A 24,449-nucleotide genomic window follows, 5' to 3' on the forward strand; every position below is an offset into this window, starting at 1 on the left:
GGGAAAAAGAAGTTGTACTCATCCCTTTAAAATATAAATAGACCTATTCTAACGTGTTTTCAAATCTCCGTCCGTACCTTCCACAGTTCTGGAAAGAAATAATACTCCAATAAGTTACCATCTAAATAAATCAGTTCATCGGAAACGTAAAATTCATTGCGGAAATGACTAAGCATATGCTGGCTATCAAAGTATTAGGGGGATAGCTTTGCTGTGTGATCATAAATGACACCTCACTAGAAGACAGGTAATAATTTTTGTGTTAAAAAAGGATTTTTCCAATAAGTATAGAATAAAAGAAATAGCTAACTACTGAAAACGTTTACAATAAAGGGGGTGAATGGGAGAAGTTTAGTTTGCTAAAAAATGACAACCGAATAAGGAGGTTTTCCATTGGTAAATTCAGCTTGGTCATTGATTCCGCCGATATTGGCTATTGTCATGGTGTTATTGACGAAACGGGTATTGTTATCTCTTGGTGTAGGAATTGTTGCCGCTGCCTTTTTTATTAAAAGCTTTCATGTTGTCGCTTCAATTGGATTGATTTGGGAATCATTCAAAGGGGTATTTGTCGAGGAAGGGTCCTTGAATACGTGGAATATCTATATCCTGTTATTTGTGCTAATGCTAGGCATACTAACAGCGTTTGTCAGTATGATGGGTGGAACAAAGGCATTTGGTGACTGGATGATCAAACGGGTCAAGACACGGGCCGGGGCGCAAATGATGACTGCGGTTCTGGGAATTATTGTGTTTGTTGATGACTACTTCAATAGTTTGACGGTTGGGCAGGTTGCAAAGCCCGTTACCGATAAACATCGGATATCTCGGGCCAAATTAGCATATATTGTTGACTCAACTTCGGCCCCGGTATGTGTAATCGCCCCAGTATCTAGCTGGGGAGCGTATATTATCGGTATCCTGGGGACAGTGCTGGCGGCTCAAAGTATAACTGGTCATACGGCACTTGGGGCATTCCTAAAGATCATTCCGATGAATTATTATGTTTGGTCGGCGTTAGGGATGGTCTTTATAATTGCTTTATCGCGGATGGAGTTTGGACCGATGAGAGTACATGAGGAACGGGCGATTCGGATTGGAGAAGTACTGGATCCGGAGAAGAAGGAACAAGTGGATACCACTTCACAATTGCCAGTAAGTGATTTGGGGAAAGTTCGTGATTTATTAATTCCCATTGTTGCTTTATTTATTGCCACGATTATTTCGATGTATGTAAACGGCCTTGAAGCTGTCGAAGGTGAGAAAACGTTTATCAATATTTTTGGGAGTGCTGATGCATCAGAAGCTTTATTATATGGCGGATTAATTGGGATCGCGATTACCTTCATTTTATTTTTACGGCATATTGCAAAGGGGAAATTGTCCAGTAAACACATTGGTATTGGCTTGTATGAAGGGGCAAAATCTATGATACCCGGGTTTACTATCCTGATCTTTGCCTGGGCAATTGTTTTCTTGATTGATGAACTTGGTACTGGTAAATATTTAGCAGGTGTTGTTAATCATGCACATATCAGTCCAGCATTTTTGCCCTTTATTTTGTTTATAATCGCTGGTTTTATCGCATTTGCTACGGGTACTTCGTGGGGATCATTCGGAATTTTGCTGCCGATTGCTGGACATATCGCAGCAGCAACTGATATTGATTTGATTTTACCAATGCTCGCCGCCGTTCTTGCTGGTGCCGTATTTGGAGATCATTGTTCCCCAATCTCGGACACGACCATTCTGTCATCAACCGGCTCTAGCTGCCATCATATTGACCATGTAACAACACAGATTCCGTATGCATTGGTTGCTGCGGGAATAGCTGGGATTGGGTACATCGTGTTAGGTGTCGTTGGTAATGCCTGGCTCGGCTTACTTTCTGTAATAATTTGTTTAGGATTATTATTTGTATTTATCAATCGTTCTAAAAGTGCGGAGAACGTGGATGAAGAGGTTGCTCAATGATAAAATTTTACTAATTAATTGAAAATAATTGAAATTTTATAGCAAATGATTTATACTGTTCTCAGTTAAGTAAAATGTCATTTCATTTAATGAAACGGAGGGCGTGTATGGAAGTCGCTTCAACGAAAGTAGCAAGTTTACCACCGTATTTATTTGCTGCATTTCAAAAGAAAAAGCAGGAATTGATGGCAAGTGGAGTAGACGTGATCGATTTGGGGATTGGCGCACCAGATTTGCCGACACCAGATTTTATCATTGATAAACTAGTGGAGGCAGTGCAAGACTCAACTAATCATCGGTATTCGACCTATAGCGGCTGTCAGGAATACCGGGAAGCTGTTGCGGCATTTTACCAGAAGTATTATGGTGTCGGGTTAGATCCTCAAACAGAAGTGCTTGCCTTAATTGGTTCGAAGGAGGGTATTGCCAATCTGATGCAAGCAGTGCTGAATCCTGGTGATACCGTGCTTGTTCCTGATCCGGGATATCCGGCGTATCGTACGGCTGTGCATCTTGCCGGCGGAAGAAGTGTACCATTAACACTTGATGCAAATCACGGCTATATACCGTTGTTTGATCAAATATCGGCTACTGACAAGGAAAAGGCTAAAATGATGGTACTAAATTATCCGAGCAATCCTACAGCAGCTACCATCTCCTTAAATACATTTATGGAAGCGATTACATTTTCCTGTGAGAATCAAATGTTATTAGCGCACGATGCAGCATATGATTTAGTAACATTTGGCGATTATCAGGCGCCAAGTGTTTTGCAGGTGCCGCATGCCAAAGACGTTGCAGTAGAATTTGGTTCATTGTCGAAAAGTTTCAACATGACCGGCTGGCGGATTGGTTATGTAGTTGGTAATAAAACGGTAATTCAGGCGCTTTCAACATTGAAAAGCAACATCGATACGAGTCAATTTTTACCGATTCAACAAGCTGCTGCAGCTGCACTGAGGAGTGATCTCACCGCAGTGGTTGCGCATACCGCCATTTTTCAGGAACGAATGGAAAAGCTGCATCAAGCATTAAATGAAGCAGGAATTGAAGCAGCTAAACCAAAGGGAACGATTTTTATGTGGGCAAAAGTGCCGGCTGGATTTACATCAATGGCGTTTGCCAACAAGCTGCTGGAGGAGGCGGGTATTATTGTCACACCAGGGACAGCGTTTGGTGACTCGGGTGAAGGGTATTTCCGAATTGCATTAACCGTTGCGTCTTCACGGCTGGAGGAGGCAGTCAAGCGACTCAAGACTGTTAATTGGAAGGGGGAGACGGAAACATAATGATAAGTTTAAAACAAACTGGTGCCCAGGCGATTGTGGAGTGCGTGAAACGAGAGGGGGTCACGAAGGTATTCTGTGTACCTGGAGAAAGCTATCTTCCATTGTTAGATGCATTGCATGATGAATCCTCGATTCAGGTTATTTCTTGCCGGCATGAAAGTGGCGCTGCTTTTATGGCGGAAGGATATGGCAAGTCATCATTAATACCTGGTGTAGTTTTGGCGACGAGAGGGGTTGGTGCCGCAAACCTTGCTATTGGGGTGCATACCGCTTATCAGGATTCTACCCCAATGGTCGTTATGCTGGGCCAGGTACATAGCAAATTCCGCGGGCGTGAGGGATTTCAGGAGGTCGATTTGGATCGCTGGTTTCAACATATTGCCAAGTGGGCGGTGGAAATAACAGATTCCGAACGCATCCCGGAAATTGTCCAGCGGGCATTTCGCGTGGCACAATCCGGCAGACCTGGACCTGTTGTCATCTCACTACCGGAAGATGTGTTGCCGGTCGCCGCGGAAATGCAATTTGGTCCGCACTTTATCAAACCAACACCTGCTCCGGCTAAACAAGAGGTAGTGGAAGTGGAGCATTTGCTTGCCCATGCGAAACATCCATTGATTATCGCTGGTGGCGGTGTAAAGGCATCCCAGGCAGAAGAAGCATTACAGGCTTTTGCAAAAGGATACCAGATCCCCGTTATGGCCGCATTTCGCCGGCAGGACGCATTTCCAAATGATCATCCCATGTATGTCGGACATCTGGGGCTCGCAACGAATAAAAAAGTTCTGCAAACGGTGCAGGAAGCAGACGTTATTCTCGCGCTTGGCACCCGGCTGTCAGAAGTAACGACACAGGACTATAGCATTATGGATCCTGATAAAAAGCTGATTCATATTGATATTGATGATGAATCGATTGGCAAGGTATATCAACCTGCAATCGGGATTGTCGCCGATCTTCGTGAAGCATTAACGAGTTTACAGACGATAAAGTTGCCGATGCGCCCATGGAAGGGATGGGTGAATGAACGTCGACAGGCATACGAGTCCATTAGCCGCCTAATCGTTACACCAAACGATCATTTGAATAAGCATATCATCGCAACGCTGGCTAATAGACTGCCAAATGACGCGCTGTTAACGAATGATGCCGGGAATTTCGCCGGGTGGCTTCATGCATTTTATCCATTCACTCAAAAACATACGTATGTTGGACCAACGTCAGGGGCGATGGGTTACGGCATGCCGGCTGCGCTGGGGGCAAAACTGGCTTTTCCGGAAAAAACGGCAGTATCCCTATCAGGTGATGGCGGCTTTATGATGACGGTTCAGGAATTGGAGACAGCCGTCCGCAATCAGATTCCAGTCATAAGTATCGTGTTTAATAATAACATGTATGGAACGATTCGTATGCACCAGGAAATCCACTATCCAACAAAAGTCATGGCGACAGATTTAGGGCAGGTGTCATTTGCTGATTTAGCCAAAAGTGTGGGGGCGAATGGTTATTGTGTCCGTTCGGCAGAGGAATTTGCTAACGTTTTTGCCAAAGTATTAGCGTCGCAGCAGACGAAACCAACTGTGATTGAAATTATAACAGATCAGGAACAAATTTCCGTATCAGCTACGATTCAGGAGCTTCGGGATCGGTGAATTACTAGAATAATATAGGAGGTTATATTCATGGCAGAAGCATTATTGCATGTAAAAAGCTTACAAAACTTTATCAACGGAGAATGGTTGACGGCAGAAGAGGAAACAACAGCGGTGATTAACCCGGCGAATGGGGAGACAGTTGTCCATGTACCTTTATCAGATGCAGCCCGTGTTGACCAAGCGGCAAAGGCTGCCAAAACGGCGCAGAAGGAATGGGCCTTGGTTCCAGCACCGCAACGGGCTGAGGTACTTTTTAGGGTTGGCACGTTGTTAAAAGAACGTAAAGAACGTCTGGCACAATTACTGACAATGGAAAATGGAAAAGTCATTGAAGAAGCACGCGGCGAAGTCCAGGAAGGCATCGATATGGCTTTTTACATGGCTGGAGAGGGACGCCGCTTATTCGGGCAGACGACACCATCAGAATTAAAAGATAAATTTACCATGAGCGTACGTGCTCCGATTGGCGTAGTCGGCATTATTACCCCGTGGAACTTTCCAATTGCGATCGCAACATGGAAGTCTTTCCCCGCACTTGTTGCGGGAAATGCAGTCGTCTGGAAGCCGGCAACAGAAACGCCGATCATGGCCTTTGAACTGGCAAAAATTTTGGAAGAAGCGGGATTGCCTAAAGGTGTGCTTAACGTCGTATTCGGCACAGGTTCGACGGTTGGTGATGCGATGGTCGAACATGATGACATCCGGGTGATTTCGTTCACCGGATCCAATGATACAGGCAGGAATATCGCCAGCAAGTGTGGCCAGCAATTGAAAAAGGTTTCTATGGAAATGGGCGGAAAAAATGCGGTGATCGTAATGGATGATGCCGATCTGGATCTAGCTGTTGAAGGGATTTTATGGAGTGCATTTGGAACCAGTGGCCAGCGTTGCACTGCCTGCAGCCGGGTGATTGTCCATGAAGCGGTCAAGGAACGATTAGAAGAACGTCTTCTTGTGGAAATGGAGAAATTGACTATTGGCGACGGTCTGGATGAAGTGAATAAAGTCGGTCCAATTATTAACAAACAAGGACTGGAAAAAATAAAACAATACATGGAAATTGGCAAAGAAGAAGGGGCAAACCTGCTTGCTGGGGGATATGTAGTAGATGAAGATGTTCCGCAAAACGGGAATTATTTTGCACCAACATTGTTCACGGATTGTACGGCAGATATGCGGATTGCCCAGGAAGAGATCTTTGGTCCTGTTGTGTCACTAATTCCGGTAAAAAGTTTTGAGGAAGCGGTCGAGGTGAATAACGGCGTGACATATGGCTTGTCAAGTTCCATTTTTACCGCTGACGTTAACCAGGTATTCAAGGCCCAGCGTGATTTGGATACAGGAATCGTTTATGTTAATGCCGGAACAACAGGAGCTGAAATTCACCTGCCATTTGGCGGAACGAAGGGAACCGGAAATGGTCATCGTGATTCTGGTGTGGCAGCGCTCGATGTGTTTACTGAATGGAAGGCAGTGTATGTCGATTTTAGTGGAAAATTACAGCGGGCCCAGATTGATGTGGAATAAATACAAAGGCGTAAGCGACTGGTTTTAAGGAAGGCCGACCTGCACCAACGCCGGCGGATATCGCAGAAGCGGGTATTCCACACGATATGCTGGCAGTTGGAGCCGGAAATGGCTATACCGGAATCTGGTATAGAGGGCCAGATTCTTGCAGTAAGGTAGTTTCTGGTTTTCTATGAAACGTTTTGAGGCACTCGCTAGTACGCCTATACCAGCATAAAAACTTTTCAGAAGGAGTGGTTGGATGAAAATTGGGGTACTCGGATCTGGATTAATGGGAAAAGAAGCAGCTCGCGATCTAATAGGGAGTGAAGGTGTGGAAGCGGTCGGTTTGGCTGACATTGATTTTGCCAGGGCAAAACAGGTCTGCGATTCGCTTAATTCATCAAAATTAACCGCATACCAGGTGAACGCCAGTGATCAAGAGGAACTGGCTGATTATATGCGACAATTTGATGTCATTATTAATGCCTTGTTTTATTCCTTTAACGAAATAGTAGCGCGAACGGCAATCAAGGTTGGCGTCAATTCGGTTGATCTTGGTGGGCATATTGGACACATTACCGATAAAGTTTTAGCATTAAAGGAGGAGGCAAAAGCAGCAGGCGTGACGCTGATCCCTGATCTTGGCGTGGCACCTGGAATGATTAATATTTTATCCGGTCATGGGGCAGGCAAACTGGATAAATTGGAAGCAATCAAGCTGTATGTTGGCGGTATACCGGTGCGTCCAGAACCACCATTTGAATACAATCATGTGTTTTCGATGGAAGGGGTATTTGACCATTACACGGACCCATCCCTGATTATACGTGACGGTATTAAACAGGAAATCCCATCATTATCCGAGTTGGAGGAGGTTCATTTTGAAAAATTTGGTCCACTGGAGGCATTCCATACATCCGGAGGAACCTCGACTTTATCAATCTCGTATCCTGAATTAAAAACGTTGGAATACAAGACAATCCGTTATAAAGGGCATGCCGAGAAATTCAAACTGTTAGTTGATTTGAATTTAACACGGATGGACTATGAGGTGGACGTAAACGGAGAAAAAGTTAATCCGCGTCAGGTATTATTAAAAGTGCTTGATCCGATTGTTGAATTAGGGGATAAAGATGATGCCGTGTTGTTACGAATTGTTGCTTCCGGTGAAAAAGATGGGAAGCCGGCCACTTATCAATACGAAATGACGACATACAAGGATCGTACAACGAATGTCACTGCCATGGCCCGGGCAACCGCGAATACTATCTCGGTTGTTGCGCAAATGATTGGAAATGGTACAATAGTCAAAAAGGGTGTCTACCCGCCGGAGCAAATCGTTGCAGGAGAAACGTATATTCAGGAAATGGCGAAACGCGGGGTGGACATTAAGGAAATTAGTACGGCAGAACAAACACAAGTGAATCGTTAACTGTCAATCCCTCTACTGATCTGGTAGGGGGTTGATTATATCGTACATAATTGAAGGAGTTTTCTACGATGAATCAAAGCGTAATCAAAGCATTAAAATTACTCGATTTATTTTCTGAAGACCAGCAAGAGCTGACATTGAAGGAAATTTCTCATCAGGCAAATATGCCGAAACCCACCGCGTATCGCTTATTATCGGCATTGGAGTCATGTAACTTTTTATATAAAACAAAAGAGACGGAGCATGACAGCCGCTATCGATTAGGATTAAAACTGCTCGAATTGGGGCACATGGTATCCGACCAGTTGGAATTGCGTGGTATTGCTTTACCGTTTATGGAAAGATTAGCCCATGAAATTAATGAAGTGATTCACTTGGTCATTGTTAGCCAGGATGAAGCTACATATATTGAAAAGGTAGAAAGCAGCCGTGCGTTGCGCTTGTACACAAGAATTGGCAAAAGCACCCCATTATATATGGGTTCCGGGCCGAAACTGCTGTTGGCATTTTTACCCGAGGAGCGACAGCAAAAAGTTTTGCAAGCGGAGGAACTGCATTTTTTGGGTGATCATCAGCCAATTGATCGAAAAAGTTTGACAATGGAACTAGAAAAAATTAAACAAGAGGGCTATGCTTGTAGTATAGGCGAACAAGACGCTGACACGACAGGCATCTCGTATCCGGTTTATAATCATCTCGGGGTTGTTGTTGCCGCTTTAACGGTCAGCGGGTTAACCAGCCATTTCGAAGGTGAAAATCTAGCATTTATTAAAACTAGCACAAAACTGTCGGCCGAAGCAATCTCGAATAAGTTAGGCTATCGTGGTGAAGGTTTTGTAAGTTGAACAACAGGGAGGATGACGAATATGAATACGGTTTTTATTGCTGGACATGCTAGGCTGCCATCCGGAATGGCGGCGAAGAGTATTTATGAGACGTTAACGATTACGGCTGAGGTAGATAAAAAATATGGCGTTATTGTAACAGCAGGCTGTACGCTAGCAACATTACATGGCAGAGAATATGTGCAGCAACTGTTGCGAGGTTATAGTTTACAGGATGGCATTGATAAGCCTTTGCAAGAAGTGCGGGAACGTTATTTAGGTAAGGCGGGAAATGCATTGGAATCGGCGTTGAAGGATTTGTATAAGCAGTATGAGCAGTATTGTGAGGGGGGTGGGGGATAGATAGAATAAAAGGAAGGCAGTACTCAAAAAGTTATCTCTAGGCAGAATAGTTGTTTTTAAAAATACAATCAGAGAATTATTTTTAGGGGATACATTATTTTGTATAGGTATTATGTTATGCTAAATATATGTAATACAACTAAATCCCCTGTTTTTATCCTCCTATTTATGGTGACGTTAAAGATATATCTGAATGGCGAAGGGTAAAAAAATTGAGAATAAGAAATTTATATTCGAACTTAGTGGGAACAGTTGTATTGCTTGCGATACAACTTTTTTAAGTTGTAAGTAAAATAACTTATTAGGAGGTGAAATGTAGATGAGAGTTCAAATGGTATTTGAAATGATGCAAATCCCTGTAGCCTACAGATTGGGGACGCTATCGATCATTAAAGAAATGATACGGAATGGTTCCGAGGATTACTATGATAGGTTATTCAACAAAGCTAAAAGAAAAATGAAACCGTTCTCCTATTCGACCTTTATTCCAAATCTTGTTATTGAAGGTGAAATAATACGTGGAACGGAACTTCACCTGAATATCTCAAGCCCGAACTATGAGTTTATCATGTTCCTGGTTAATGGTGCACAAAAAGGTAGAAACTATTTTATTAGGGAAGCAGAACTCACGCTAAAAAAGAAAAGGCTATTACCGGAAAATAGGATTTCTAAAACAAACGTTATATTCAAGACGCTGTCACCGATATTAATTGAAACCAAAAAAGGAAAGCCTGTTTTGGCTACGGATGATGAATTTAAGAAAGAGTTTCAATATGTTGCAAACTTGGTCATCACAGAAGTCTTTGGGAGAGCACCGAAACAATCAATCGAAGTCGTGCAAACCATGATGACGAAACAAATCATGAAAGAGAATCTTCACCAGAAACAAAACAGCGCACTTTATCTGACCGCCAATAAGGGGTTGTTGCAATTACAAGGTGATCCGGAAGACCTTCAATGTCTATACGATGCAGGTGTCAGTATGAGGCGTTCGCTTGGACTTGGGTTATTGGATATCGTTGAGGAGGTGGGATAAATGGATCAGATGGAAGTATCGATGGGGGATTGGTCCCTTACGCAAGGTATGGTGGGCTATAAGCGGATTTTGAACCATTACGACATTGATGTTGAAACAACAGATGATGGCATTGTTGTTACCAGAGAGCAGATGGAAAAACTGCCTGAGGCCTTTTTTAACTTTTTCCTTCAAAAGTATAGTGTTGCCAATGGCCATAAGAGGCGCCTGACAAGTTGGCATGCCAGATGGAAAAAAGGAGAAAAGAAATATAAAAAAGAGCTAAATACCCGACTGAAAGATATTGAAACAAAGGTAGGGAAATATTTCAAAGATGACAGTACTGGTAAGGAAATTTTGAATTACGTCCAACGATACAGGGCTGAAAAAGAATACAAAAAAGAAATGGACAGCTGGTTGGATAGAATCATAGCAGATGTCCATACCAAAGAAATCAATGAAAAGCTAACTTGTAATACGTTTAAAGCTGTATATCTCTCGCCATATTTCGGGCAGCCAAGCTTTCTGAACGTATCCCAAAATTCACTCACCGTTGATGAACAGAGGGAGCTATTTTCATATGATTACGTCAAACCCGTTTTGGATGAGTGGAAATTTATAAGCCTGATTGATGAAGGAAAGCAGGATGAAGGCTTGCAGCTATTGAAAGAAATGAATTCCAAACACCCTTTATCAGCCTTTAAAACAACATTTAAGAAGAAATCCACCGAAGAGATGAAACAATACATAGATGAAGAAGTTCTTAAATGTAGTTTTACGGATTTCCCACTGGGGCTTTTTTCCCTGGAAGAAAGCGTGTTTTCTCCGCTGGCACTGAGCTTGGGTAATTCCCTGAACAGCACTTGGGACTGTGATGGAAAAAACTTTTTCCCGATAAGTGCACTGGCAAAATTGCTACTTTTTTGTGCACCGGCAGGAGCCACTATTTCTAACAGAAAATCGGTATTCGTGCAGTTTGATGGTTCTTTTGATCAAATCTATCAGGCCAATGAACACTACAACACAGAGACTGACCAGGATAAGTCTTTTGATGAAGTAATTTTCGATTTGGTTAGTGAACAACAATTACGGGCTGATTGGCTTGCCAAGCATTATTTAATAGTGGAATATGAGTCCGACTATCAAGCGAAAAAAACATTGCTGGACTACATGGTTTTAACGCCTGGTTTGATTAAATTGTTCCAAAATCACGGAAAACTGTTTGGGTATCTACATTATACGAACAAAATACCGTTTATAAAGTATTTGATTAAGCAAATTGACACGAAGCAATTCATTTCAAACGTTTTAAGGGAAAAAATCAAACAAAGGTATTCGTCTCTGGAAGTAGTTTTCATGACGCTGTTGAGACACTACGATCAGTTTTATAAAAAGGAGAGAGAAATGCATATGGATCCGCAAAAACAACAGAAGTATGTCTGGGTACTATACAAAAGTGGTGAGGCTGTAAGAAGTAAGATTGGTTTGAAAAAGGCACAGGGAATTGCCTATCGTTTGCTGAATGCTGTCCAAGCTGGAAACAAGAACACATTCATGGATACTGTGATGAGAACCTTTATTTCCAATGAATTGGAAATGCCATCACTGCTGCTGGAGGTACTGCATGAAAGTAAGATGGACTTTGAAACAGTTGCGAATGCATGGATCGCTGGATTGATTTCCAAACCAAATGAAGAAGGAGAGGCTGTAAATGGCTAATAATAAAGCAATTACATTCACTGTTGTATTTCGGGCGAATTCATTGAATTATGGGGAAGGTACTGCGAATATTTCCGAGTTAAAAAAATTTCATCGCGGCGATGGGGGGGTATATTCTTTTGCATCCAGGCAAAGTCTCCGCTATGATATGGTGCGCCTTGGCAATCGATTTTTTGACTGGAATCTGGATGTAGTTGATAAATCGCAGAGCGTTATACAATTCAAGGAAAAGTGCACGATTGAAGACTCTGTTGAAATGGATTTGTTTGGCTATATGAAAACAAAAGCAAAAACAGGTGCGGCAAAACGATCTGCAGTTGTTCGCTTAAGCCATGCCATATCGCTTGAGCCGTACAAGAGCGATCTTGAATTTTTGAACAATATGGGACTTGCAACAAGAATTAATGAAGATGCAAATTTGGCAACCATTGAACAACACATTAGCTATTATGCTTATACTGTTACAATCGATTTATCGCGCGTTGGGATCGATGAAGGTGTCGAACTAAATACAGAGGAAAAGCTGAATCGAGTTAAACAGTTTTTGGAAGTCACCAAGTTTTTGAATCGCGAAATCAGGGGCAGACAGGAAAATCTTTCACCATTGTTCGTAATTGGTGGAGCTTACCCGATAGCTAATCCATTTTTCCAAGGACGTATATCACTTAATGGAAAAGATAGATTGAATATCAGCTTACTAGAAGATACGGTGAATTCCTCTGTATTCAATGTATCGGTTAAGGACAATACACAAATTGGGTATGTACGGGGCATTTTTGAAAATGAAGAAGCATTTTCCAGTATTGCAAAGGCAGAGACGGTTGACGCATTTTATCAAGATTTGACCGAACAAGTAGATCAATATTACGGTGTTTCTATATGAAAGTCTTGAGAATCAAGGCATTCCAGGAAGCCGCATGTTATAAAAAACCCTTTGCTAACAAGGTAACTGAGACGTATCCTCTCCCCCCCTATTCAACAGTTAAAGGGATGGTACATGCAGTATTGAACGCCGATAGACTGGTTCCGTTTTCTTTATCGATACAGGGAGATTATGAAAGTCAAATTATTGATTACAGGAAAACCTATTTTGTTAAAAAGCATGAATTTGCCATGCCAATAGTTCTTGATGGAATCTCCGATGCAACGCCAACATATCCAACTAGTGTCATGTCGTCTATGCCGCTTTATACACACATGTTGTATAATGTTCAGCTAGTCTTTCATATTAAGGCGGAGGATGCAGTGCTGGAGGAAATATATAATTCTTTTAAGCAACTGGATTCTTTTGTTGCATTGGGTCGTCATGAGGACTTGTTACGGATTGATGAAGTGAAATATGTGGCGTTGGAAGAGACGGATGAATGTGAGGCCGAACATGCGATGTATATACCAAAGAATCAAATTACGACAACCGGACACGGCATACCTTATTTGCTAAATTGGACATACAAAATCAAAAAGGGTATTCGAGAATGGGAGAAGATACCTGCCATTTATGTATTAAAAAACGAGGAACTACTTGATGAAAGTTTTAAAGTTCCTCTTTATGTAGATGAAAATGAATATCCTGTGTTCTGGAATATATAATTATTGAAAGCCGATGGGCTACTCATCGGCTTTTTTTAAAAAGGGGGAATTTATAAGTGATCATCGCAAAAACAAGACCTGTAAAAGAATCATTAAAAGAACATACTCAAAATTTACTTGATAGATTTCACGTATTAAGAGGCGCCTATTTTAGCCTAATTCCTAATGAACGAATATGGAATCTATTATATAAGGCCGCACAATATCATGATTTAGGTAAAATGAATAACGACTTTCAGGGTAAAATGCACAAGGCTTTGAATACTGGAGAGGTAATTGTGCCGTCAAAATATGGACATGTACCGCATAACTATTTGTCTCCCTTCTTTTTACCAGTTGCAAAATGGAATCTCACAAAGGATGAGAGAAGGGTTCTCATTCAAGCAATTGCATATCACCATGAAAGAAATATCCAGCCTGATGTTTCACTTTTATCCAATATATATAAAGAGGAGTTGGTAAATCACTTTCTGAATTTAGAAAAAGAAATGGAAGTGGAATTACCAAATAAAGATCAGAAAGTACTTAAGATTAGAAGGGAGTTGAGGCAAGAAGAGCGTATTAATGAAATCAAAGACGGTAGGGATACGTATTACTTATATATTTTAATCAAAGGCTTGCTGCACAGGCTCGACCATGCAGCGTCTGCACACGTACCAATCGAGGTCGATCAAGAAGTAGATATTGCAGATTTGACCCGAAAATATCTTAAACAAAAAATCAAAAAGCCTCTTAGACCGCTCCAAAACTTCACGTATCAACATCAAGACAAAAATTTAATCATTGTTGCGCAAACAGGTATGGGGAAAACCGAGGCCTCTTTATTATGGGCAGGCAAAGATAAGACGTTTTTCACGCTGCCAATCCGGGTTTCGTTGAACGCTTTATATAATCGCGTCCATGATGAAATGGAGTATCCAACTGTAGGGTTGCTACATGGGTCTAGTGCATCACATCTGGATCAAAATGGAGATGAGAATTGGGAAGTAATTAATGATCAGTCGAAACACTTTGCCAGCAAATTATTATTCACAACAGTCGATCAGATATTAAAATTTCCATTTAAATTCAAAGGCTATGAGAAATTTTTTGCCACCATGGCATATTCCAAGGTAGTGATCGATGAAATCCAGGCATATAACCCGTGGATTGTTGCAGTCCTGCTGAAAGCGATTGAAATGATTCACCGTATTGGCGGCAAATTCATGATCATGACTGCAACATTGCCACAAATCTATCTTGATGAATTAAAGGACAGAAAAATATTGGATGACAGTTGCGAATATCAGGAGTTTGCCGATGAAGCTTTTATCAGGCACAAAGTTAGTTTGCAAGATAAAGAAATTGGTCAAGCTGTGGGTAGAATTTCATCAATGGCTAGTGATTATAAAGTTTTGGTCATAGTCAATACAGTTGATCGTGCAGTCGAGCTTTTCCAGCAACTGGATGGGGAAAATGTTCACTTGCTTCATTCCAGATTTATTCAACGTGATCGAGCATTGTTGGAAAAGGAAATAAAAAGATTTGCAGAATCTGATGAAAATGGAATTTGGATTACGACACAGTTGGTAGAAGCATCTATTGACATTGATTTTGATGTTCTGTTTACCGAGCTTTCTACTATCGACAGTTTGTTGCAACGCTTTGGCCGTTGCTATCGGAAAAGGGAATTGGATCATGACGATCCTAATGTATTCATATATACGAGGGATGTGTCGGGCAGAAAATATGTGTATGATGAAGATATTTTGGATTTGACGGAGGAGTATTTACGCCCATTTGACCATCAGGCTATAACCGAAGTGGATAAAGTGAATTTGGTGAAAAAGATATATTCCAAGGACGAATTGGCAGGCACTAAATTTTATGAGGAATTCAGGAGCGCAGTGCACAAACTGAATAATTTGGAGGACTATCAATATACGAACGACCAAGCACAGAAAATATTGCGCGGGATTCAATCATCAAATGTCATACCGAGGGTTATTTATGATCAAATCATTGATTTACTAGAAAAATTGGAAAAAGAAACAAATTCTAATGAGCGAATTAGAATGCGCAGAGAAATAGAAAGCTATACCGTCTCTGTTCCAACCTACAAATATAAAGGATTGCGATCTCCAATCGATTTTTACCAGACAGGAAAAGACGGACGAAAATATAATGTATTGCCTCATGTTGAGATCCTGGATGTTGAGTATGATTTTGATTGCGAAGATTTGAGTGGAGTTGGGTTGGCAGCGAAGGATACATCCGAGGTATCTATGAATTTTTTTTAGGGAGTGTGGGTCGATGGAAATGGTAAGTGGTGTACACATTCAGTACTATTTCGTCTGTCATCGTAAACTTTGGCTATACTCCAAGAACATCCAATTGGAGGAAGGACATGAACGTGTACAGGCAGGAAAATTACTGCATAATCGTTCGTACAAAAACTCAGACAAAAAAGAATTGGCCGTAGATAATATCAAAATTGATGCTATCGATGGTGAATATGTTAGAGAAGTAAAGGTAACCAGCAGTATGACTAAGGCAGATCGCTGGCAGCTGCTATTCTATTTATATGAGTTGAAAAAACGCGGGCTTAACAAAAAGGGGCTGATCAGTTATACGAAAGAGAAGCGGACAGAAGAGGTCTTATTGACGGAAGATGATGAAAAAAAACTGAATGAAGTAATTGAACGAATCTATGAGATTATGGAAAAACCATATCCGCCGGGAGTAATTAACGCCCCCCTTTGTACGAAATGTGCATATTACGATTTTTGTTATGCGGAAGAGGGTGATGATTAAATGAACAAGGACTACTACATTTTTAAGAATGGCAGAATGAAAAGAAAAAATAATACATTTTATTTTATCGATGAAGAAGAAAACAAGAAATCGTTACCCATTCATCAAATGGAAAATATACATGTTTTTGGTCAGGTCGATTTCAATACAAACTTTTTGAACCTGCTTACACAAAATGATGTGCGCGTTCATTTTTATAATTATTATGGATTCTATAACGGGACCTATTATCCGCGCTCGAAAAATATATCAGGGTTTACAGTTGTTAATCAAAGCAGACATTATTTTGAAAAAGATAAACGGGAGTACCTGGCTAAACAATTTATTTACAGCGGTACATTTCACATGCTGCGTAATTTGAGAAATTATAAAAGGTATTCTGAGGTTGAATTGATTATTAAACGTATTCAAACCAACCTTAAGCTTTTAGAAAATGTCCACCGTATTCCGGAAATTATGGGCGTTGAAGGTACAATCAGACAACTGTACTATTCTGCTTTTAATTATTTTCTGCCGGATGAATTTGCCTTTGATGAGCGAACTAAACGTCCACCAAGAGACCCACTGAATGCATTGATTTCATTTGGTAATAGTATGTGCTATACAACAGTTCTAACGGAAACTTATAAGACGCAGGTAGACCCGACAGTAAGCTTTTTACATGAGCCGTCTACTAAACGCTTTTCCTTAAGTCTGGACATTGCAGAAATTTTTAAACCTTTAATGGTTGATCCGGTTATATTTGCTTTATTAAATCGGAAACAAATTAAAATATCGGATTTTGAGTTTATGGAGAACATGGTTTTATTGAACGAATCAGGACGTAAAAAATTTATTAAGGAATGGACCGAAAAGCTAGAAACTACAATTAGACATCGAAAATTAAAGCGTAACGTTTCATACAAGTATTTTGTCAGGTTGGAATGCTATAAATTAATAAAACATTTCATTGGCGATCAGCAGTATAAACCTTTAAAGGCATGGTGGTAAATATGTTTGTCATCATTACATATGATGTCGGCGTTAAACGCGTCGGTAAAGTTTGTAAAAAGCTAAAAGAATATCTAACTTGGTCTCAGAACTCTGTGTTTGAGGGGGAAATCACCAAGACATTATTAATGCAATGTCTTCATGAATTGGAAACGATAATCGATGTAAATATAGATTCAATCTATGTTTATGAAGTTAAAAACCCTAATCATTTGCGAAAAACGACTTTTGGGATAGAGAAGTCATTTGATGAGATGTTTTTATGATCCTATGCTCCAATTGCAGTGAACCTTGTTTTGTGGAAACTACTGATAAACGTTGTTATAATAAGTGCTGTAGAGAATATTTTTAACTTGGTAAACATTGCATTGGAGGTTTACTGCAGAAAAATTTGTTAGTAGGTTTTAAATTATTGACATGGCGGGGTTTTTAGGCGTCTTTTTTTAGGTTATATCTGAACATAGTGGGATATAAAGACAGGTAAGTTATTAAATTTAATGTTAAAAACATTAGGTTATATCTGAACATAGTGGGATATAAAGGACAAGATGTAGAGAAGGAAAAGAAAACAGGCGAGGGTTATATCTGAACATAGTGGGATATAAAGATACTTGGGTTAAATATGCTGATGATGCACAAGGTAGGTTATATCTGAACATAGTGGGATATAAAGAGACATGGAGAACGACTTTAAAACTGCTGATATTATTAGTTATATCTGAACATAGTGGGATATAAAGTTATTTGGCACATCTTAATAGCTTTGTGGATGTCGGGTTATATCTGAACATAGTGGGATATAAAGACGAATCGGTTAGTAATTCATGTTATCAAATAAAACGTTATATCTGAACATAGTGGGATATAAAGATGTTTAAAAATGTGATCCACGCCATTCGGAAATCATGTTATATCTGAACATAGTGGGATATAAAGAATACATTGGCATCAAAATAGTTTAAAACACGCTGAGTTATATCTGAACATAGTGGGATATAAAGACGGTTATTAAGGTTTTCCACTGTCCCGTCAATCAGTTATATCTGAACATAGTGGGATATAAAGTCCAGACCATGTTCCTGTATAATCCGTTCGTCTAGTGTTATATCTGAACATAGTGGGATATAAAGTTCATCAAGGAATGTCTGGAAATCTTTCAAGAACTGCTCGTTATATCTGAACATAGTGGGATATAAAGTTGCTGAAGATTGGAAAGCTGTAGGTGAGGAGGTTCAGTTATATCTGAACATAGTGGGATATAAAGTCAAATGTGAATGTTCCACTAGAAAAACCCGTCTGGTTATATCTGAACATAGTGGGATATAAAGGCCAAAGTTAGCTTGTGCAGTTAGTTCTAAGCCGGGTTATATCTGAACATAGTGGGATATAAAGCCCACATTTACAAGAACGTTCAAAAACATCATCACGTTATATCTGAACATAGTGGGATATAAAGTAAGAAAAAGCAATATAGATTAGTCATTCTATATTGGTTATATCTGAACATAGTGGGATATAAAGGCGGCAACTGGCCACTTAATAAAAACAATAATCAAGTTATATCTGAACATAGTGGGATATAAAGAGTTATCTCGAAAACTACTCCCTGCCATAAACGAGGGTTATATCTGAACATAGTGGGATATAAAGTTTGCTGTAGGCTCGACCTTTACGGCCTTTACACGTGTTATATCTGAACATAGTGGGATATAAAGTTCGTAAAGATCTTCAATACGACACTTTAAAATTAGGTTATATCTGAACATAGTGGGATATAAAGTACTTCAAGGAGGTGATCCACATTGTACACAGCAAAGTTATATCTGAACATAGTGGGATATAAAGATCAAACTTTCTATCAATTCCATTTTCTCGTCATCGTGTTATATCTGAACATAGTGGGATATAAAGACTGGCTAGGCTAAATGCTGAAATAAAACGTCAAGAGTTATATCTGAACATAGTGGGATATAAAGCGCAACAAGTTCAGCCATCTTTGCCAAAATTGTTTTGGTTATATCTGAACATAGTGGGATATAAAGTTGAGATGATGAAGCTACCCCTATCACTCCGTTTTGGGTTATATCTGAACATAGTGGGATATAAAGTGACTAAAACATGCCTGTCCTGCAATAAAAAAGTCGAGTTATATCTGAACATAGTGGGATATAAAGCAAACAAATCCCTTTTTTTCGTTATGTTCACGCATTGTTATATCTGAACATAGTGGGATATAAAGCTTGTACCTTATCACCTAAATTAAAGTCTTTTTCATAGTTATATCTGAACATAGTGGGATATAAAGTTACTCGCTTTTGATGTCTTTTACCAAGCGACGCCGTTATATCTGAACATAGTGGGATATAAAGCTCCGTTGCCATTCTTCGTAACGATTGCAGATTTTTCGTTATATCTGAACATAGTGGGATATAAAGGTGTGGAGGTGCTTTAATTGTTTTATTCCGCTCTCGGTTATATCTGAACATAGTGGGATATAAAGTTGGGAAATGCTTAATTTTGGGGCTTATAACAGGCCAGGTTATATCTGAACATAGTGGGATATAAAGTTCATGGGTCCAGCGTTTAATGCAAACATCGATCGGTTATATCTGAACATAGTGGGATATAAAGTTGTATATCGCGGCATAGAAAACCCGTGGGGCAATATTGTTATATCTGAACATAGTGGGATATAAAGATATCATTGTCTGCATTGATGAGGTTGTGCTGCTGGTTATATCTGAACATAGTGGGATATAAAGTTGGTATTTCCGCATAACGAATAGGCTTATACCCTGTTATATCTGAACATAGTGGGATATAAAGACAATTACTCAATAGTTTCGTGGAAGAATTGGCCAGTTATATCTGAACATAGTGGGATATAAAGTCGTATTCTGATCATGAATATTGGAAAAAACTTTATCCGTTATATCTGAACATAGTGGGATATAAAGATGACATATTTCTACCGATTGATTGCATTCTATCCCGTTATATCTGAACATAGTGGGATATAAAGCCCACATTTACAAGAACGTTCAAAAACATCATCACCGTTATATCTGAACATAGTGGGATATAAAGTAAATCTAGCGAGTAAAGTTTTAAAATCGTCCTGCGTTATATCTGAACATAGTGGGATATAAAGTTACTGGATAGGTAATACACTTTTCGCTCCATCCTAGTTATATCTGAACATAGTGGGATATAAAGCTTCACTTCCGCCAATGCCGTCACCTCCCGATTTCACGTTATATCTGAACATAGTGGGATATAAAGTTAGGCTTTGTTGTTGTCTTTGACTTAGGTTTAGCTGGTTATATCTGAACATAGTGGGATATAAAGGCTGTTATGGGTGCTCTAGATGCAGCAGAGCCACTCGTTATATCTGAACATAGTGGGATATAAAGTTGATCATAGTCTTTGTTTACTTGCAACACTCTCGCGTTATATCTGAACATAGTGGGATATAAAGTATAAAAAGCTGGAGTATCTTAATCAGGAAATTGGGTTATATCTGAACATAGTGGGATATAAAGCTGTCTTTGCTTCTTTCAATTCATCCATGATGTCCATGGTTATATCTGAACATAGTGGGATATAAAGTTGACGGTACTGATGGCGATTTAAAGCCACTTAAATTGTTATATCTGAACATAGTGGGATATAAAGGATTCATGGGCCGGCGATGATTAAAGAGATCGATCCGTTATATCTGAACATAGTGGGATATAAAGCGTTGCGAAAAGCTGTTGCCGCCCTGCCAAAGTTAGCTTGTTATATCTGAACATAGTGGGATATAAAGTTTTTTCCACCTAATATAGTTAATCCATTTGCTGTAGGTTATATCTGAACATAGTGGGATATAAAGGTATTAAAAGAAACAGGAGAAAGCCTTGACACTTGGTTATATCTGAACATAGTGGGATATAAAGAGATTCGCTTGGAAGAACCCAACAAGCAACTTTCGTGTTATATCTGAACATAGTGGGATATAAAGTTTTTATCCTCCACCTTTAATTGATGAGTAACGGGTTATATCTGAACATAGTGGGATATAAAGGTAGATACCTCAACAGCAAGCATAGTCGTATTGGATGTTATATCTGAACATAGTGGGATATAAAGGTGGAATAAAACTAATATTCAGTACTCAAAACCCCGTTATATCTGAACATAGTGGGATATAAAGAAGTCACAACGAAAGGGCAATTACAAATTATTAACCGTTATATCTGAACATAGTGGGATATAAAGGAATTTCATCACCACTTTCAACGTAATTGCCTAACGGGTTATATCTGAACATAGTGGGATATAAAGGTGATGGGCTAGAACAGACATAAGAAATGTCTTTCCCGTTATATCTGAACATAGTGGGATATAAAGTTCAATGTGAAGGATTTAATTAAATCCGGTAATGGTCGTTATATCTGAACATAGTGGGATATAAAGAACCACACGATGAACTTACTGAGGCAGATGAAACTACAAGTTATATCTGAACATAGTGGGATATAAAGTTGCTTGTACGATCTCAATTGTTTTATCATTTATTGTTATATCTGAACATAGTGGGATATAAAGTTCGCACGCTAGAAATAGCCTTTTCCTTTTCCATGCGAGTTATATCTGAACATAGTGGGATATAAAGTTCTCAAAGTGATCTTCCAATTCGATTTCCTTCGCGGTTATATCTGAACATAGTGGGATATAAAGAAACTCACGATGGAAACTGTCAAATGCTGTATCAAGTTATATCTGAACATAGTGGGATATAAAGGAAGTATTCAAGGAAACACAGCGTGAATTTATTAAGAAGTTATATCTGAACATAGTGGGATATAAAGCCGATACCAATTTCATTTATCAGACCGCTATCTACGTTATATCTGAACATAGTGGGATATAAAGTCGGGTACTTTGCCGTTTATGGTTAATCTCATTTTTGGTTATATCTGAACATAGTGGGATATAAAGAGTGATGCCGCTTTTGACTTTATCTACAACATTACTAGTTATATCTGAACATAGTGGGATATAAAGCTTAGGTTCTTTCCAAACAAACTTAAACACTCTTCCAGTTATATCTGAACATAGTGGGATATAAAGCACGATTTGGTTCGACCAGATCGTAAACTGCTAGTAGTTATATCTGAACATAGTGGGATATAAAGCTTTCTATTTTTTCAATGAGTGGCTCTGCTGCATCTAGTTATATCTGAACATAGTGGGATATAAAGAATTCATGCATGTATAGATAAAACCCTGGTTGTTTTGGTTATATCTGAACATAGTGGGATATAAAGTCACTGTCCCAAACATCCATAATCCCGCTCATTTCAAAGTTATATCTGAACATAGTGGGATATAAAGCGATAGAATGCAATCGGCTTTTAATGAGCTGGTTGGTTATATCTGAACATAGTGGGATATAAAGTAATATCTGCGATTTCCGCTTGGCTGAAACCCTTAAGTTATATCTGAACATAGTGGGATATAAAGTTGATACAAGCCAATATATCTGGCGTTCCTGCCTTGTTATATCTGAACATAGTGGGATATAAAGTTAATGGCGGTACGTGTAACTAGTGGCAAAATCATGGTTATATCTGAACATAGTGGGATATAAAGTTTAATCTTCCTCCCCAATATTTGGTTCATAGTTAAAGTTATATCTGAACATAGTGGGATATAAAGGAGATATTACCGGACCTGAATAAAATGATCCGGTTGTTATATCTGAACATAGTGGGATATAAAGACGATCGGATGCGCAAATCAAACGTATGTATGCAATAGGTTATATCTGAACATAGTGGGATATAAAGTCTATTGATCCGGACGATGTTAGAGGCTGGATTGAGTGTTATATCTGAACATAGTGGGATATAAAGCAATCAAGAACAGCCTTGTTACTTACTCACTCGCAAGTTATATCTGAACATAGTGGGATATAAAGCGTGTTACCTAGTCTAACTTTTAACGGATCCCGAAAGGTTATATCTGAACATAGTGGGATATAAAGTTGCGTTCAGTTTCTTGTTCCACGCCCTAAATTTAACCGTTATATCTGAACATAGTGGGATATAAAGTATTACGTGTAGACCGATCGATTAATGTTTGCAATGCGGTTATATCTGAACATAGTGGGATATAAAGTGGGAATTAAAAAAGATATATCAATAGGCATTGATAGTTATATCTGAACATAGTGGGATATAAAGTTGGCCGTTTTGAAGAGTTGAAAAATAAAAACGAGCGTTATATCTGAACATAGTGGGATATAAAGGATGAACCGGTTAACCCGAAAAAAGGCGATCTGTGGGTTATATCTGAACATAGTGGGATATAAAGTTTTAGGCGGACTGATAGTTGGATTTAGCATTTACGTTATATCTGAACATAGTGGGATATAAAGTTAAAAAGTAGAGGGTCACTGAACCCCCAATTCTAGTTATATCTGAACATAGTGGGATATAAAGCATGTAAATGTCATCTAGCTTCACGTTTACCGGATCGTTATATCTGAACATAGTGGGATATAAAGAACAACTACGTCTGGCGGAGGAAGTACACAAACGTGTTATATCTGAACATAGTGGGATATAAAGAATATCAATATTCATCCGTCCCTTCTAGTGAATATGTTATATCTGAACATAGTGGGATATAAAGTTCAAGCACCCAACCATTTCGGCAATCGGTAATTGCGTTATATCTGAACATAGTGGGATATAAAGACAGGACTGTCGCTCATACCATTTCCGTTTTCATCGTTATATCTGAACATAGTGGGATATAAAGGACTTTACCGTGTGATATTTTTTTGCAGGTGCCTTTGTTATATCTGAACATAGTGGAAAATACAGATATTTTCGCCGCATGAATTACAAATTGAAATCTCATTATATTTGAAACTAGAGGAATATAGAATATTAAAAATTAAAATGAAAAGCTCAAGAAGAAACTCCCAATGATGAAAAATAATGTAGTTGCGTTTTTGATTATGGGGTTATAAGTTGTGCATCACATGTAAAAAGATGTTTATGGATCATATTTCATTCGATAAAATGCTATCACGTTGGTAAAAAGGATAAACGAGTTTTACTGCAAACCTATTTTATTAAAAGGTTAAACCTTTTAGGAAATATAGCTGAACAAACATAGTTGCGCTACTGGAATAATTGCTCGCTTAAATATAAAATAGGTATAATATAATGGACCCATAAATCTAGACACGAAATAAGGAGATGTTAAAGTAGATTTATGGGGAAAAGAAAACAATATTCA

At 39.3% G+C, this 24,449-nt stretch carries 15 protein-coding genes and 1 CRISPR repeat array; all 15 genes read left to right on the forward strand.

Annotation, left to right across the window (positions count from 1 at the left end; all coding sequences use genetic code 11):
* Positions 1-393: 393 nt before the first annotated feature.
* The 15 genes from WMZ97_RS14225 to cas2 all read left to right on the forward strand — a co-directional run bounded on the left by WMZ97_RS14225 (position 394) and on the right by cas2 (position 17,419).
* Entirely contained in the window at positions 394-1,974 is a 1,581-nt protein-coding gene (locus WMZ97_RS14225) for a Na+/H+ antiporter NhaC family protein (protein WP_343272753.1), read from the forward strand.
* A gap of 107 nt (positions 1,975-2,081) precedes the next feature.
* Entirely contained in the window at positions 2,082-3,263 is a 1,182-nt protein-coding gene (locus tag WMZ97_RS14230; protein WP_343272754.1) for an LL-diaminopimelate aminotransferase, read from the forward strand.
* Complete coding sequence (locus tag WMZ97_RS14235; RefSeq protein WP_343272755.1) at positions 3,263-4,915, forward strand: thiamine pyrophosphate-binding protein; 1,653 nt, start codon at positions 3,263-3,265, stop codon at positions 4,913-4,915. Before WMZ97_RS14230 ends, WMZ97_RS14235 begins: the two co-directional genes overlap by 1 nt.
* A gap of 30 nt (positions 4,916-4,945) precedes the next feature.
* Positions 4,946-6,445: an aldehyde dehydrogenase family protein gene (locus WMZ97_RS14240; protein WP_343272756.1), complete on the forward strand. Its 1,500-nt coding sequence runs from the start codon at positions 4,946-4,948 to the stop codon at positions 6,443-6,445.
* Positions 6,446-6,686: 241 nt separating this feature from the next.
* Complete coding sequence (locus WMZ97_RS14245) at positions 6,687-7,859, forward strand: saccharopine dehydrogenase family protein (protein ID WP_343272757.1); 1,173 nt, start codon at positions 6,687-6,689, stop codon at positions 7,857-7,859.
* 68 nt (positions 7,860-7,927) lie between these two features.
* Positions 7,928-8,704, forward strand: coding sequence for an IclR family transcriptional regulator (locus WMZ97_RS14250; RefSeq protein ID WP_343272758.1), 777 nt, complete (start codon positions 7,928-7,930; stop codon positions 8,702-8,704).
* A 21-nt stretch (positions 8,705-8,725) separates the two neighbouring features.
* Positions 8,726-9,046 carry a DUF3870 domain-containing protein gene (locus WMZ97_RS14255; RefSeq protein ID WP_343272759.1) on the forward strand — a complete coding sequence of 107 codons (321 nt, stop codon included), beginning with the start codon at positions 8,726-8,728 and terminating at the stop codon, positions 9,044-9,046.
* Between the two features lie 319 nt (positions 9,047-9,365).
* Positions 9,366-10,082: a CRISPR-associated endoribonuclease Cas6 gene (cas6, locus tag WMZ97_RS14260; protein WP_343272760.1), complete on the forward strand. Its 717-nt coding sequence runs from the start codon at positions 9,366-9,368 to the stop codon at positions 10,080-10,082.
* Positions 10,083-11,780: a hypothetical protein gene (locus WMZ97_RS14265; RefSeq protein ID WP_343272761.1), complete on the forward strand. Its 1,698-nt coding sequence runs from the start codon at positions 10,083-10,085 to the stop codon at positions 11,778-11,780.
* The gene (gene cas7i / locus WMZ97_RS14270) at positions 11,773-12,663 is read left to right on the forward strand and encodes a type I-B CRISPR-associated protein Cas7/Cst2/DevR (RefSeq protein WP_343272762.1); all 891 of its coding nucleotides are present in this window, start codon (positions 11,773-11,775) and stop codon (positions 12,661-12,663) included. Before WMZ97_RS14265 ends, cas7i begins: the two co-directional genes overlap by 8 nt.
* Positions 12,660-13,370: a type I-B CRISPR-associated protein Cas5b gene (gene cas5b, locus WMZ97_RS14275; RefSeq protein ID WP_343272763.1), complete on the forward strand. Its 711-nt coding sequence runs from the start codon at positions 12,660-12,662 to the stop codon at positions 13,368-13,370. Before cas7i ends, cas5b begins: the two co-directional genes overlap by 4 nt.
* Before the next feature lie 56 nt (positions 13,371-13,426).
* A complete protein-coding gene (gene cas3, locus WMZ97_RS14280; RefSeq protein ID WP_343272764.1) occupies positions 13,427-15,649 on the forward strand; it encodes a CRISPR-associated helicase Cas3' in 2,223 nt (740 codons plus the stop codon).
* Positions 15,650-15,662: 13 nt separating this feature from the next.
* Complete coding sequence (gene cas4, locus WMZ97_RS14285) at positions 15,663-16,163, forward strand: CRISPR-associated protein Cas4 (RefSeq protein ID WP_343272765.1); 501 nt, start codon at positions 15,663-15,665, stop codon at positions 16,161-16,163.
* On the forward strand, positions 16,164-17,153 hold the full coding sequence (cas1b, locus tag WMZ97_RS14290; RefSeq protein WP_343272766.1) for a type I-B CRISPR-associated endonuclease Cas1b: 990 nt from the start codon (positions 16,164-16,166) through the stop codon (positions 17,151-17,153).
* Positions 17,154-17,155: 2 nt separating this feature from the next.
* Positions 17,156-17,419: a CRISPR-associated endonuclease Cas2 gene (cas2, locus tag WMZ97_RS14295; protein WP_343272767.1), complete on the forward strand. Its 264-nt coding sequence runs from the start codon at positions 17,156-17,158 to the stop codon at positions 17,417-17,419.
* A 181-nt stretch (positions 17,420-17,600) separates the two neighbouring features.
* Positions 17,601-24,028: a CRISPR direct-repeat array (repeat unit 29 nt; unit sequence GTTATATCTGAACATAGTGGGATATAAAG).
* Positions 24,029-24,449: the final 421 nt, after the last annotated feature.

Origin of the sequence: Lentibacillus songyuanensis (assembly GCF_039548255.1) — a bacterium.
In the GTDB taxonomy this organism is placed as follows: Bacteria; Bacillota; Bacilli; order Bacillales; family Amphibacillaceae; genus Lentibacillus_C; species Lentibacillus_C songyuanensis.

Coding starts and splice junctions, on each gene's coding strand:
- cas2 (WP_343272767.1), top strand. CDS start 17,156: ATGTTTGTCATCATTACATATGATGTCGGCGTTAAACGCGTCGGTAAA.
- WMZ97_RS14250 (WP_343272758.1), top strand. CDS start 7,928: ATGAATCAAAGCGTAATCAAAGCATTAAAATTACTCGATTTATTTTCT.
- cas6 (WP_343272760.1), top strand. CDS start 9,366: ATGAGAGTTCAAATGGTATTTGAAATGATGCAAATCCCTGTAGCCTAC.
- WMZ97_RS14235 (WP_343272755.1), top strand. CDS start 3,263: ATGATAAGTTTAAAACAAACTGGTGCCCAGGCGATTGTGGAGTGCGTG.
- WMZ97_RS14245 (WP_343272757.1), top strand. CDS start 6,687: ATGAAAATTGGGGTACTCGGATCTGGATTAATGGGAAAAGAAGCAGCT.
- WMZ97_RS14255 (WP_343272759.1), top strand. CDS start 8,726: ATGAATACGGTTTTTATTGCTGGACATGCTAGGCTGCCATCCGGAATG.
- cas1b (WP_343272766.1), top strand. CDS start 16,164: ATGAACAAGGACTACTACATTTTTAAGAATGGCAGAATGAAAAGAAAA.
- cas5b (WP_343272763.1), top strand. CDS start 12,660: ATGAAAGTCTTGAGAATCAAGGCATTCCAGGAAGCCGCATGTTATAAA.
- WMZ97_RS14230 (WP_343272754.1), top strand. CDS start 2,082: ATGGAAGTCGCTTCAACGAAAGTAGCAAGTTTACCACCGTATTTATTT.
- cas7i (WP_343272762.1), top strand. CDS start 11,773: ATGGCTAATAATAAAGCAATTACATTCACTGTTGTATTTCGGGCGAAT.
- WMZ97_RS14265 (WP_343272761.1), top strand. CDS start 10,083: ATGGATCAGATGGAAGTATCGATGGGGGATTGGTCCCTTACGCAAGGT.
- cas4 (WP_343272765.1), top strand. CDS start 15,663: ATGGAAATGGTAAGTGGTGTACACATTCAGTACTATTTCGTCTGTCAT.
- WMZ97_RS14240 (WP_343272756.1), top strand. CDS start 4,946: ATGGCAGAAGCATTATTGCATGTAAAAAGCTTACAAAACTTTATCAAC.